The sequence below is a fragment of the Chelativorans sp. Marseille-P2723 genome (genome assembly GCF_902809845.1).
Taxonomy (GTDB): domain Bacteria; phylum Pseudomonadota; class Alphaproteobacteria; order Rhizobiales; family Rhizobiaceae; genus Chelativorans.
This window is the reverse complement of the sequence record NZ_CADDWI010000009.1, coordinates 376,140-389,723: the sequence shown is the minus strand read 5'-3', so window position 1 is coordinate 389,723 and position 13,584 is coordinate 376,140. Positions and strand designations below refer to the sequence as shown.

Here is a 13,584-nt window from a genome sequence, read left to right as displayed (position 1 = left end):
ATGGCCGCCATCCAAAACCGCTATGACTTTGTCTACCTCTTTGACATCATAAATGGCAATCCTAACGGCGACCCGGATAGCGGAAACATGCCGCGCCAGGACCTGGATACTCAGAAGGGTCTGGTCACCGACGTCAGCCTCAAGCGTAAGATCCGCAATTATGTACAGTTGGCCAAGGGAGGCGGACCGCCCTACGCCATCTACATGCAGGAAAAGGCAATACTGAATCTTCAGCACCAGAGGGCCTACGATGCACTTGGCATCAAGCCTGAAACGAAAAAGCTTCCCAAAGACGAGGCCGAGGCGCGCGAGATCACCCGGTGGATGTGCACAAACTTCTACGATGTGCGTACATTCGGTGCAGTGATGACCACGGAGGTCAACGCCGGTCAGGTGCGAGGGCCGGTGCAACTCGGATTTGCGCAATCGATCGACCCGGTGATCCCGCAGGAAATCACCATCACGCGTTCATCAGTAACTAACGAAAAGGACGTCGAGAAAGAACGCACCATGGGGCGCAAATACATCATTCCTTATGGGCTTTACCGCTGTCACGGGTTTGTCTCGGCTAGTCTTGCCGGTGATGAAACGAAGGGTACCGGATTCTCGGAAGAGGACCTTAACCTGTTGTTCGAGGCGCTCACCAACATGTTTGAGCATGATCGATCTGCTGCCAGAATGGAGATGAATGCTCAAAGGTTGATTGTCTTCAAACACGACAATCGGATGGGCAATGCGTCGGCCCAGGATCTATTCAAACGGGTTGCCGTGCAGCGAAAAGAGAACGCATCGCTGCCGCGCAGTTTCTCAGATTACATTATAACGATCAACCAGGAGAACCTTCCAAAGGGCGTTGTAGTCATTGAGAAGCTGTAAAGCTTTGAAGGGGGTGGTCCCGAATCCTCTGGATGATCAACTGGATGCCGAGCCCATCCCCATCTCGGCGCTCCAGCACGCTGTCTATTGCCTCCGCCAGGCCGCACTCATCCATCTCGAAAGGCTATGGGCGGAAAACCGCTTCACTGCGGAGGGGCGCGTGCTGCATCAGGCCGCCGACAGACCAGGCCGGCGCAAAGTGCGCGGTATTAGGCGCGTGGCCGCCTTGCCGATCGCTTCGAAGCGGCTTTGGATCGCCGGTGTTGCCGATCTTGTCGAATTCCATGGTGAGGATGAAACCCCCTATCCCATCGAGATCAAGCGGGGAAGACCCAAGCTGCACCGCGCTGACGAGGTGCAGCTTTGCGCGCAGGGACTTTGCCTGGAGGAAATGACCGGGCGCGCCGTGCCCGAAGGCGCTCTTTATTATGCCGAGACCAAGCGCCGCGTTTCTGTTCCCTTTGACGAGGATTTGCGACGGCTGACGGAAGAGACCGCAGCGGACCTGCGCGAAATTTTCCGAACGCTCGTAACGCCCCCGCCAATCCTTCTCGCCAAGCGCTGCCGCTCCTGCTCGCTGATTGATCTGTGCCGGCCGAAGGCCTCCGCAAGGCCCGCGCGCGCATGGCGCGACAGGATGGTCGAGGCGAGCCTGACGGAAGGGGAGGGTTCCGTTTGAAGAAGCTTCTCAACACCATTTACATCACCACCGAAGGAGCGGCCTTGCGCAAGGACGGCGAAAATTTCGTCGCGGAGGTAGATGGTGTGGAGAAGGCGCGCGTCCCTTTCCACATGCTGGCTTCGGTCGTCACCTTCGGCGCGATCCATATATCGCCGCCTCTCCTTCGGGCCTGTGCGGCGGCTGGCATCACGATCGTGCTTCTCGACCGCGTCGGGCGCTTTCAGGCGCGTGTCGAGGGACCCGTTGCGGGCAACGTTCTCCTGCGCCGGGCACAGTACCGCGCATCGGACGCTCCCGACGAGATCGTTCGCAGTCTCGTGACCGGAAAGATCTCTAATCAACGCGCGGTTCTGATGCGCGCGCTCCGTGACTATGGTCCGGAATTTCCCTCCGATGCTCGCTGCGCCATAGAGGCTGTGGTCGAGAGGATGGCACGGATAGTGCGACGGGTCGGCCTAGGAAACGATCCGGCTGAATTCCTGCGCGGGACGGAAGGAGAAGCCGCCAATCTTTACTTCAGCGTGTTCGGACATCTGCTCCGCTCGCCGGATGCCAGCCTTCGCTTCGGCGGCCGCTCGCGCCGCCCGCCGCTTGACCCGGTGAACGCTCTTCTTTCCTTCCTCTACACGCTGCTAACGCATGATTGCCGAAGCGCTTCGGAGAGTGTTGGCCTTGATCCGGCCGTTGGTTTTCTGCATCGGGACCGGCCGGGACGTCCTTCATTGGCGCTCGACCTCATGGAGGAGCTGCGCCCCGTCCTTGCAGACCGCCTTGCGCTCTCGCTTATCAACCGGCGCCAGCTGCGCGAAAAGGATTTCGAATTTCGCGACGGCGGCGCAGTCTTTCTGAATGAGGAAGGCCGCCGGACCGTTTTGGAGGCGTGGCAGGAGCGCAAGAGGGAGGAGCGCCGTCACCCCTTCATCGAAGAGACTGCGCCCCTCGGACTCGTTCCATATCTTCAGGCCCAGCTTCTCGCACGCCATCTGCGTGGCGATCTTGATGCTTATCCGCCCTGGTTCTGGAAGTAGGGTTTGCCGGATGATGGTGCTCGTAACCTATGACGTGAATACAACCGATTCCGGCGGCGCGAGACGGCTGCGCCGCGTGGCGAAGAGCTGCCGCGACTTTGGCCAGCGAGTCCAGTTTTCCGTCTTTGAGATAGAGGTCGATCCTGGCCAGTGGACCTTGCTCAAGAGCCGCCTTGAAGCCATCATTGACCCGGAGCGCGACAGCCTGCGTTATTATTATCTCGGCTCCAATTGGCGGCGGCGTGTCGAGCATGTTGGAGCCAAACCGGCAACAGATTTGGGGGGTATCCTCATCGTGTGAGACGCTCCCGGAGCCAGGCGCGAACCAGAAGCGTGCTGATGACCCCAGGTCGGTTCGCACCTGAGCCAGTACTTTGAAAACGTGAAGAAATTTGTACTGTGGTTTACGGTGGAGAAACCCCCGTGAACTGCAATCATCCTGTTCGCGCAGAAGGACCGGTTTCGTCATATTCCTCAATATGTTAAAGCAAGGCAGTCGCCCCTCACGCGGGGGCGTGGATCGAAACTGACTCTTGGCAAAAACGGTGATGAGGAACACCGGGTCGCCCCTCACGCGGGGGCGTGGATCGAAACCTCGATATCTCACTGCCACTGGCCACCAGAACCGTCGCCCCTCACGCGGGGGCGTGGATCGAAACAGGCGCGTGCCGATGCCGGATCAATCAAGACCAAGTCGCCCCTCACGCGGGGGCGTGGATCGAAACAATAAACGCAATGCGCCGCCACTCTGCCCAGTCGTCGCCCCTCACGCGGGGGCGTGGATCGAAACATAAGTGCGACAGCATTGTTCTCATCGGGCGGCGTCGCCCCTCACGCGGGGGCGTGGATCGAAACGCCAACAGCGATGGCGACGTTTCTTATTTTTCGGGTCGCCCCTCACGCGGGGGCGTGGATCGAAACACGCTGGCGCTCGACGCCCTGACAACGGAGCCTTGTCGCCCCTCACGCGGGGGCGTGGATCGAAACCATGATGGCCTGTTTTTCGAGCGGCCGCGTTACGTCGCCCCTCACGCGGGGGCGTGGATCGAAACATCCGATGTGGTGGGATCCTCTGACAGCAGTGTCGTCGCCCCTCACGCGGGGGCGTGGATCGAAACCCATTCTCCTTCAGGGCGCTGGCGGCGCGAAAAGTCGCCCCTCACGCGGGGGCGTGGATCGAAACTGGTGCTATTTCGACGCCGCTGTCGCCCCCGGCCAGTCGCCCCTCACGCGGGGGCGTGGATCGAAACGCATTCAATCGCGTTCATCCTGCACCCTCCTTATCGTCGCCCCTCACGCGGGGGCGTGGATCGAAACACGGTTGGCGGGGCGGGCGGCGTTGACAGCCAGCGTCGCCCCTCACGCGGGGGCGTGGATCGAAACAACAGCATAACCGAGATCGGGGCGACGGAAAGAGGGTCGCCCCTCACGCGGGGGCGTGGATCGAAACTTGTTGAATACATTGCTCAAGGATGCGGTACGAGCGTCGCCCCTCACGCGGGGGCGTGGATCGAAACACCGAAGAGGACTTCGACCGGCTGTCCGGCCCCCAGTCGCCCCTCACGCGGGGGCGTGGATCGAAACCTATACCGCTGGAGTAACCTCATGGTGGACATTCGTCGCCCCTCACGCGGGGGCGTGGATCGAAACTGGTTCTCCTGCTGGGAACCGCCGCGATCCTCTTGTCGCCCCTCACGCGGGGGCGTGGATCGAAACATGGCTGGCCAGATGAGCCGGGAGGAATTCGGCAAGTCGCCCCTCACGCGGGGGCGTGGATCGAAACAGATGCCACACCTCCGGCTCGTCCTGTCGATCCTGTCGCCCCTCACGCGGGGGCGTGGATCGAAACGATCAGCCTTGCAAGAAGCTCGTCATCGTCCTCGTCGCCCCTCACGCGGGGGCGTGGATCGAAACAATTCAACCGTCACCATGTTGTGCCTCGAACTCGGTCGCCCCTCACGCGGGGGCGTGGATCGAAACGACACGAAGTCGCGGCACGTCTGTTCCAGCGCGCGTCGCCCCTCACGCGGGGGCGTGGATCGAAACACGACGAACTCCAGATGGAGATCGCGGCCGACCTGTCGCCCCTCACGCGGGGGCGTGGATCGAAACAGAACGAGGAAGGCGAAGTTTATTCGGATTTTTGTCGCCCCTCACGCGGGGGCGTGGATCGAAACGCTCTTTCTATTTCTGGGATGGAGACGGTAGGCCGTCGCCCCTCACGCGGGAGCGTGGATCGAAACCTCACTGAGTTGAATGTGCCGGTGAGGTGCATGGGTCGCCCCTCACGCGGGGGTGGATCGAAACTCTTGCTGGCTCAAAATATTCCCGCCCCTGCGAGAGCTACTGCGATTAAAGCTAGAAGATCGCGCGAATTTATTCTGGACGGATCGAAGCGAGCGAACCGGATTGAATCTGCGCAGGATCACGTACTACAACAAATATTCTTTCTCACTTTCACCCTTCGGTGTGGTATAAATCCGTAACATTACGGCGTCATAACCATCCTCAAAGGCATCGGATAATGTCGCAGCGATCTCGTATTTAACTCTTATCCATCAAGATCCACAACAGCGGTCCATTCTGCGCGATGCAAGAGGGGATATACTTGCGGGTTGCCCCCGCGAGCTTTGGCCGATAGGGCAGCAAACTCAGACGCTGTCTCCGGGTCAGTCGAAGACCAAACTCCTAGTTGTACAGGTGCTGCCCCGGTCGTGGCCCCTCCTAGCGCAGGGTCGAACGCCTCAAAAGCGGAGCTAGTCCCATAATAAAGGGGGATGTGTAAAATCCCATATCCCGTGCGCCGGACAGCCGTGAAGCCTGGTCCATAGCAAGCTTCTTAGCAGCACCGCCCGCACCCGGTGTCATTCCCATAGCAGCTAGGGAGCCCGGAACCGTAGCCTGGCCCCTGTTTCCTGCATTAACGGCTTGTGCCGTGTCGTCAACCGCTAGCGCGTCCCCTATGCCCGGGAGCCAGTTAGAGGGAATCTACACTTCTCTCCGTGCATGGTTAGCTAAAGCTGTCCCTCAAGCGGGGGCGTGGATCGAAACGTGAGCCGGCGGCAGGGAGCTGATCTGTTTTGGGACAGGTCTGTCCTCTTTTGGGCAGCAGCTTCTTTTTCGTCTCAATATGATTGCCCGGTGAAGAGCGGTGTTGCGCGAAAATGCCAGGTTTCTTGAGCTTACTGGGGCAGAAGCGCGGGTGGAACGGAATTTGCTCTGGTCTGGATAACGGGCGCATAGAGCTTTGAGCAGGAAATCTGCCAAGAAGCTTCTTGCTGCGCCAAGGTCTTTTCGAGCTGGGAGGCTTGCTCGCGTTGTATCTGACCATTGCACGACAGACGCCGGTGCGCCTGCGCCGCAACGCACGGACGAGTTTGGACGTGCTCGATTTCAATAGCTATCCCGGCAAGCGGTAAATGAAGGCAGCCCTTAAAAAATGCGGTGTGCGATCCAGCCGCGCTCTCCCGCCCGGATATGTCGCGGAAGGTGACCACCGCCGTGGAGGCTGCGGCAATTTTCGAAAGCATTTTCCTGCAGAGGCCTCATCCGCACCGGAGATAGCTTTCGCGCCGACGGCAGAAACATGGTTGCGGAGATCTGGTCCGAACCCACCATAGTTGGGGGGAACTATGGGGTCGGGCATCCCGAAGCATACGCCGCATGCTTCGGCGCCGCGGGCGGCTTAACGCCGCCCGCGGCGGTGGTTTGTCCATCAAGGAAATGATGGAGTGAATGGCTTCTGTGCTCAATCCCAGCAGCACGCGAGAGCGCCCGCACGTGCCGCGATCGCTATACTGCGAATGAAGGCACTCAGATACTTACATGAACACGCCAGATCCGATCCAACGAACCAGATCGTCAGTCACCAGGACGTGCGATGATCAAGAGAGGCCACGTCGCTTGATGCGGCAAGATGTTATTTGCGACTGCGCCCGCATGGGATATTTGCGTCCGATGATCTGTCCTGCCCCTGCCTGTCGTGGCAGCTCAGCCAAGCACTTAATCCCAGCATAAAGCCCCTCCGTTCTGGTATTCGATCACGCGCGTCTCGAAGAAGTTTTTCTCCTTCTTCAGATCCATAGCTTCCGACATCCAGGGAAACGGGTTTGGCTCTTCGGCGAAGACCGGGGCAAGGCCAAGCTGTGTGCAGCGGCGGTTGGCGATGAAGCGCATGTACCTTTCGCAAAGTTCTGCGTTCAGCCCGAGGAAACCGCGCGGCATGGTATCGCGCCCGTAAGCCGCTTCCAGTTCCGCTGCCTCGCACAGCATCTGGCGAACCTTCTCCTGTAAGGAGGACGTCCAAAGATGGGGATTCTCCTGCTTGATCTGATTAATGACATCGATCCCGAAATTCAGATGCACGGATTCGTCGCGCAGAATGTATTGATACTGCTCGGCGATGCCCACCATCTTGTTGCGTCTTCCAAGCGAGAGAATCTGCGCAAAGCCGGTGTAGAACCACATTCCCTCGAAGACCACGTAGAAGGCGACGAGGTCGCGAAGGAATGCCCGGTCGGTCTCAGGGGTGCCGGTGCGGAACTCCGGATCGTCAAGATGCCGGGTGTATTCCAGGGCCCAGGCGGCCTTGTCGGTGATGGAAGGCACTTCCCGGTACATGTTGAAAAGTTCGCCTTCATCCAGCCCGAGGCTTTCCACAATGTATTGGAAGGTGTGCGTGTGCACCGCCTCCTCGAATGCCTGGCGCAATAGATATTGCCGGCACTCGGGGTTCGTCAGGTGGCGATAGATGGCCAGCACAATATTGTTGGCGACGAGCGACTCGGAAGCGGCGAAGAATCCCAGATTGCGCTTCACCATATGGCGCTCGTCCTCTGACAGCCCGTCCGCGGATTTCCAGAGAGCGATATCCGCCTGCATGGAAACTTCTGTAGGCATCCAGTGATTGTTACAGCCGGCCAAATACTTTTCCCACGCCCAGCGATATTTGAGCGGCAGAAGCTGGTTCACATCGGCCCGCGCATTGATCATGCGCTTGTCATCGACCCTTACGCGCGCCGCTCCCCTTTCGATTGTACCAAGGCCGGTGGTATCGCCGCGTGCGGTGAGGTTTTCTTGCAGGGCTTCGATGTTGAGTTCGTTCGCAATAGTCATGTCTTTCCTTAATATTTCTGGATGTCCGGGCGCGCTCATGCTTCTGCTTCCAACCCCATCAAACCGGAAGGATTGTGCAGGCAGCTAAGGCGGCGAGTCGTTGAAGCTACTGGCAAGCCTCGCAATCGGGATCCTCGATGGCGCATACCTTGCCTGCCTGGGGTTCGAAGGCCGGCTGCGGCACGGCCACGGCATTCAGCTTCCCGTCTGACCGGTTGAGGGTTGATTTCTCGACATGTGTGGCCGATTGCGAGCGAAGGTAATAGGTTGTCTTCAGCCCCTTGCGCCACGCGAGCCGGTATAACTCGTCGAGCTTCCTTCCCGAGGGATTGGCGATGTAAAGGTTCAGCGATTGTGCCTGATCGATCCATTTCTGGCGGCGTGAGGCTGCCTCGACCAGCCAGGACGCATCGATCTCGAAAGCTGTCGCATAAAGCGCCTTCAGGTCACCCGGCACGCGGTCGATCTGGCCGAGGGAGCCATCGTAATATTTCAGGTCGGAGACCATTACCGCATCCCAGAGGCCGCGCTCCTTCAGGTCACGTACGAGCGCAGCGTTCACCACGGTAAAATCGCCGGACATGTTCGATTTGACGAAGAGGTTCTGATAGGCTGGTTCGATTGACTGGCTAACCCCGCAGATGTTGGAGATTGTGGCTGTTGGAGCGATCGCCATGCAATTGGAGTTGCGCATTCCGTACGCGGCCACGCGTTGACGCAGTTCCTCCCAGTCGAGCGTAGCCGTAGGGTCCATCCCGTCAAAGCCGCGTGCTTTTGCCACCGCGTCGATAGAGTGGATAGGGAGCACGCCTTTTGACCAGAGTGAGCCTGCAAAGCTCTGATAAGAGCCACGTTCCTTCGCCAGTTCCACGGAAGCGGAGATGGCATGGAACGAAATAGCTTCCATGCTCCGGTCGGCAAACTCTACGGCCGCTTCAGAAGCATAGGGAATGCGGAGCGTGTGCAGCGCGTCCTGAAATCCCATCAGGCCAAGCCCCACCGGACGGTGGCGGAGGTTAGAGCGCCGCGCCTCGGGGATCGTATAAAAGTTGATGTCGATGACATTGTCGAGCATGCGCATGGCGGTTGAAACCGTCCGCGCAAGCTTCGCTAAATCGATGCCTTTCTCATTCACATGGGCGGCAAGGTTGATCGAGCCCAGATTACAGACTGCGACCTCATCCTTCGACGTGTTGAGCGTGATCTCCGTGCACAGGTTGGAAGAATGCACGACGCCAACATGCCCCTGGGGTGAGCGCAGGTTGCAAGGGTCCTTGAATGTGATCCAGGGATGACCGGTCTCGAACAGCATGGTAAGCATCCGCCGCCACAATTCGACTGCCCGAACCGTCTTGAAAACGCGAATCTCTCCACGCGCAGCTTTGCCTTCGTATGCCTCATAGGCCTCCTTGAATTCTGGCCCGTAAAGGTCGTGCAGATCCGGCGTCTCGTCTGGTGAAAACAGCGTCCAGTCTCCATCCGCCTCCACCCGCTCCATGAATAGGTCCGGCACCCAGTTGGCCGTGTTCATGTCGTGAGTGCGTCGCCGCTCGTCGCCGGTATTCTTTCTAAGGTCGAGGAATTCCTCGATGTCGATATGCCATGTTTCAAGATAAGCGCAGACGGCGCCCTTACGCTTGCCGCCCTGGTTGACTGCGATTGCCGTGTCGTTTGCCACTTTCAGGAAAGGCACGATGCCCTGGCTCTTCCCGTTCGTTCCTTTGATGGTTGCGCCGAGACCGCGCACGGGCGTCCAGTCATTGCCAAGCCCGCCGGAATATTTCGCCAGCAGGGCATTGTCCTTGACCGCCTTGAAGATGCCTTCGAGATCATCCGAAATCGTCGTGAGGAAGCAGGAGGAAAGCTGCGGCCGCAATGTACCGGCATTGAACAATGTCGGCGTGGAGCACATGAAATCGAAGCTCGACAGCAACTCGTAGAACTCGATGGCGCGCCCCTCGCGGTTAATCTCTCGCAGCGCGAGCCCCATGGCCACCCGCATGAAGAAGGCCTGCGGCAACTCGTACCGCGCACCGTCCTTATGCAGGAAATATCGGTCGTAGAGTGTCTGAAGGCCCAGATACTGGAACTGCAGGTCACGTTCGGGCTTCAAGGCGGCGCCCAGCTTCTGAAGATCGAAGCGGCCGAGTTCCGGGTCGATCATCTCCGCTTCAATCCCGGCGGCAATGAAGTCTCGGAAATAGGCCGGGTAGCGCTTGGCCATCTCCGCCTGTGTCGCTTGCTCAGGCCGCTTTGCGACGAAGGTCAAAGCCTCGCGTCGCAGCTTGTCCAGTAGCAGCCGCGCGCTTGCCCGAGAGTAGTTCGGCTCGGTTTCGACCAGCGAACGGGAAGCCAATATTGTCGCGAGGGAAACCTCGTCGAGAGTGATGCCATCGTAGAGATTGCGCCTGGTTTCGGAGAGAATGGTTTCGGCAGAAACCCCATCCAGACCTTCGCATGCTTCTGTGATGATGGCGGAAAGCCGCGCCGCATCGAGCGGAGCAAGCCGGCCGTTTACAAGCTGGACGTTGAGGTTTGCAGGCTTTTCTTCTGTAGCGTCCTGTTCCGTTTGCCGGCGGCGCGCTCGTTCTTCGCGATAAAGCACATAGGCGCGTGCAACCTTGTGGTGGCCGCCGCGCATGAGCGCGAGTTCCACCTGGTCCTGTATTTCTTCGATATGTAGCAGCCGGCCTGCCTCGCCATGCCTGGTGAGCGCGCGAACCACGCGATCCGTCAGTTCCTCGACTACATTATGCACACGGCTTGATCCGGCTGCCGTGGACCCCTCGACGGCGAGAAACGCCTTGGTCAGCGCAATGGAGATCTTCGATGGATCGAAGGGCGTTACAGAGCCATTACGGCGCGCGACGCGCCGGGTCGGTCCTTCCTCGTGTTCGGCGCTTGCAAGCGTATAGACAGCTCCATCAGCGGCACTGTCGGAATATGTGGCAGTTGAAGACATGTAACCCCCGTGTCTTTGGGGGCAGGATGACGAAATGCAGGCAGGAGGACGGCAGTAGAAGCAGATGCCGCAAGCCAGGCCGCACCCCGGGGCACCCCGCCCGTGGTCGTTGAATTCACTGTCACGGCAGGTTTCCTGGCTCGCAGGTCATCGCTCTTGCCAGCCTTCCCAGCGCCAACAGCGCCAGTGGCATTATGCGGCAGCAGCTCGCTGCATACAGTTGCGGGGGCAGCGCCGGCATTGCACCGGCTTCCCTCTTAGCTTTCGGCCGGAATCGACTCAGAAGCACCGTGACGACGACATCTAGTAGCTATCGGTCATAAATTGTCAATTGGTTGCGGATGCCCTGCTCCAAACGCGTATTGCAAGCGTTCCTCAAGGCGTCCGCGCGCTTGGCGGCGTGAGGAACTGGACATAGTCCCGGGCATTGTTGAGGAGTTCCTGAGAGGTACGCTGACGCAGATCGGCGATTGCATGGTCGGGCACATCGGCATTCTGGTGCATGTTCATCAGCACTGCTCGGAAAAAGCTGTCGCCATCTGGTTGCGTTTCGCGAATCTGGTTTTCCACAATTCCCCTGTAGCCAGCTCCATCATTGACGATTTCGACGGGGGATTGCGCGCCGCGTTCTCGGGCAAGCATCGTGCGTTCATTCCTCTGCATGTTATGCCGGATGCGGATCGGTCTGCCCACAGCATTAGCGACTGCCTTGGATGCAAGATCCTCCGTAATCCTCTCCCATGAGCCCGGCTGCCGCACGGCGTCGGCAAGGTCTGCGATCTGTGCAATATCCAGAGCTAACTCGTCCATCCGGGCCTTCCGCCTGGCCGCGGTCTCTCGCTGCGCTTCAGGCTCCTGGCGGCTTTGAACCCCGCGCTTCAGCTGGGGATAAAGTAGCAGGGTCAAACCGGCGGTCCAACTCGCCTCCACCGCATTGTTCACGCCCAGAACGCGCTGTTTGTCGTTCGGTACCTGTTCCTTCCTGACACGAAGAGACAGTAGGGAAAGAGCGGAGTAAAGCGCATGCAGCAAGCTCTGACGGTACGGCTCCACATTGAGAAACTGGTTCACAAGGCGGCCGCCCAGCCGCTGCCAGCCAGCGCAAGTGGAGAGGGTGGATATTTCCAGCGGCTGGTCCTGTTTCAGCTTCTCAAGACTCTGCGCAACGTAGGCTGCTATCAGGCGGTTATGCTTTGAGGCTTTCCCGGGCCCATCAGCCGGCGCCTCCGGAGTAAACCGGTAGCCGAGGGATGCAAGTTCGATCAACGCCCTGTTCGCCCTCTCCTCCAGCATGCGTTCGCTGGCGGGCGTACGTGCCAGCGACATGCGTACTCCCTCCAGCTTGGCATTGCGGTATTCTCGAACTGCATTGGCACCGGCGGCTTCCAGTGCTTCATTGGATGCGTCCGGATTTATGCGGGCATAGTCGATCATCCCGCGCAATGCGGCAGCATGCATCTGCGAGATTTCCTCCAGCCGCGCAATGCGGGTCTGCGGCGTGGTGTCTTTTGTGCTGAGGATCGTGCGCAGTTGCCTTTTTGCTTTGGCCGACTGGAAGGCGCGGTTAACCGCAAGGTATTGAAGCTCGTCGAAGACCTCGAGAGAGGCGTTTAATGCTGCATGCCCAGCATTGGCGCCCCAGGGGTGACGTCCTTCCGTAATTTCCAAGGCACTGCGCCGTGCCTCCGTGTAGCGGTCTGCGGTCCGGATCGAGTCGGCAGTCGCTCCCCCCCACAATCCGAGGGCATTCTGAGCCATCGTTCCCCCGAACTGGGCTACCGAATAGGATGCAGCGGCTAGCGCAAGCGCAGGAGGCGAATATTCGCCAACATTGGTCTTCCTTTCCAGCAAAGCAGAGCTGACGCCCCGGCCGGCGGAATATATGCCTGCTGCTGTGAGCCAGGAAGGCAAAGACTCCCACGAAGAATTGTTGATAGCGATGGCGATCAACAACGCATCAAGGCTAACTTGCCCATACCGCGACAATAGCGATTCAAAGTTCGCTGCACCGCTCCGCAAGTCACGCAGAGCCCCGACAAGATGCAAGGATGCCATCGTGCCTAGCATGAGGCCGCCGAATATGTTTGCTAGCGTTGTTGCTCCCTCCGTACTGGCGCAGAGGGCGCTGTAAGGAGGATTAGACCCTTCGGAAACGGGCTGGGTTGCGGGGTTTGCTGCGGCTATCTGCCCCTCTTGCGCAAGAGCATCGGCGTAGTTCAGACACTGCTGCATAGCAAAGGCGCCGAGATTGCGCGCCATAGTCGCCATAAAGGTGGCCAGGCCCGTGCGGACACCCGAACTGGTCAGATTGCCCAACCAGCGAGCGGTCGCGCCAGGCTTCTCATTCCGGAAGAGATAGCGCGATATTGTGAAGATGGCCCGCGCCTGGCGTTCGGTTTCGTCCAGCGGCGCCAGTCCCTTGCTCTTCCGTAGTGCATCCACCTTGCTAAGATCGCTGCAAAGCTCCTCAAGCAGCTCCGCAAGCTCAACATGAGCAGTCCCTCCACCGGATCCCTTAAAGACAACCTGACGAAGTGCTTCGGCTGCTTCCTGCGCGGATTGCTGTTCAGCGGCACTAAGACCTGCTTCCAGGTCAACAGCCTCCTGCTGTACGCCCTCGGAAATGTTTGCAAGTGAAGGCGCCCTGGAAAGAAAGCGGCTTATGACCGCCAATCCGCCCTCCGGCTCGGACGGTTCCAATGCTTGATCATGGTTCAAACCGAGGCCGAACAAACCCAGTTCTATGGCTGCTCCTTCTGGAGAACAGCCATGCAGTGCAATAGGCGAGAATGCGCTGGCCGCCATAGGCGCCGCAGGAATTCCGGCTCTCACAGGCGCGCTGCTCCCCGTGAAGAACTCCCTGATCGTGCCGAGCCCTGGAAGCCGGAATCTCGATCCGGCCTGATTGGGGTAAGTTGAGG

At 59.2% G+C, this 13,584-nt stretch carries 8 protein-coding genes, 1 CRISPR repeat array and 1 riboswitch; of the genes, 4 read left to right on the top strand and 4 right to left on the bottom strand.

What is annotated here, in order from left to right:
* From cas7c to cas2, 4 genes are read left to right on the top strand one after another with little or no spacing between them, the layout of a single operon-like run.
* Positions 1-876, top strand: a complete 876-nt coding sequence (gene cas7c / locus HUS57_RS09165) for a type I-C CRISPR-associated protein Cas7/Csd2 (RefSeq protein WP_173932956.1) — start codon at positions 1-3, stop codon at positions 874-876.
* Positions 863-1,555, top strand: a complete 693-nt coding sequence (gene cas4, locus HUS57_RS09160; protein ID WP_246727810.1) for a CRISPR-associated protein Cas4 — start codon at positions 863-865, stop codon at positions 1,553-1,555. Before cas7c ends, cas4 begins: the two co-directional genes overlap by 14 nt.
* Positions 1,552-2,586: a type I-C CRISPR-associated endonuclease Cas1c gene (cas1c, locus tag HUS57_RS09155; protein ID WP_173932954.1), complete on the top strand. Its 1,035-nt coding sequence runs from the start codon at positions 1,552-1,554 to the stop codon at positions 2,584-2,586. The genes cas4 and cas1c overlap by 4 nt, the downstream gene beginning before the upstream one ends.
* 10 nt (positions 2,587-2,596) lie before the next feature.
* On the top strand, positions 2,597-2,887 hold the full coding sequence (cas2, locus tag HUS57_RS09150) for a CRISPR-associated endonuclease Cas2 (RefSeq protein ID WP_173932952.1): 291 nt from the start codon (positions 2,597-2,599) through the stop codon (positions 2,885-2,887).
* Between the two features lie 194 nt (positions 2,888-3,081).
* Positions 3,082-4,893: a CRISPR direct-repeat array (repeat unit 32 nt; unit sequence GTCGCCCCTCACGCGGGGGCGTGGATCGAAAC).
* 875 nt (positions 4,894-5,768) lie between these two features.
* On the opposite strand, the gene HUS57_RS09145 is transcribed toward cas2, so the two are convergent.
* From HUS57_RS09145 to HUS57_RS09130, 4 genes are all read right to left on the bottom strand, one after another.
* Positions 5,769-6,116: a hypothetical protein gene (locus tag HUS57_RS09145; RefSeq protein WP_173932945.1), complete on the bottom strand. Its 348-nt coding sequence runs from the start codon at positions 6,114-6,116 to the stop codon at positions 5,769-5,771.
* Between the two features lie 472 nt (positions 6,117-6,588).
* Entirely contained in the window at positions 6,589-7,701 is a 1,113-nt protein-coding gene (locus HUS57_RS09140; protein ID WP_246727809.1) for a ribonucleotide-diphosphate reductase subunit beta, read from the bottom strand.
* 106 nt (positions 7,702-7,807) lie between these two features.
* Entirely contained in the window at positions 7,808-10,663 is a 2,856-nt protein-coding gene (locus HUS57_RS09135) for a ribonucleoside-diphosphate reductase subunit alpha (RefSeq protein WP_173932943.1), read from the bottom strand.
* Between the two features lie 107 nt (positions 10,664-10,770).
* Positions 10,771-10,971: riboswitch (cobalamin riboswitch) on the bottom strand.
* Between the two features lie 67 nt (positions 10,972-11,038).
* The gene (locus HUS57_RS09130) at positions 11,039-13,336 is read right to left on the bottom strand and encodes a hypothetical protein (RefSeq protein ID WP_173932941.1); all 2,298 of its coding nucleotides are present in this window, start codon (positions 13,334-13,336) and stop codon (positions 11,039-11,041) included.
* Between the last annotated feature and the right edge of the window lie 248 nt (positions 13,337-13,584).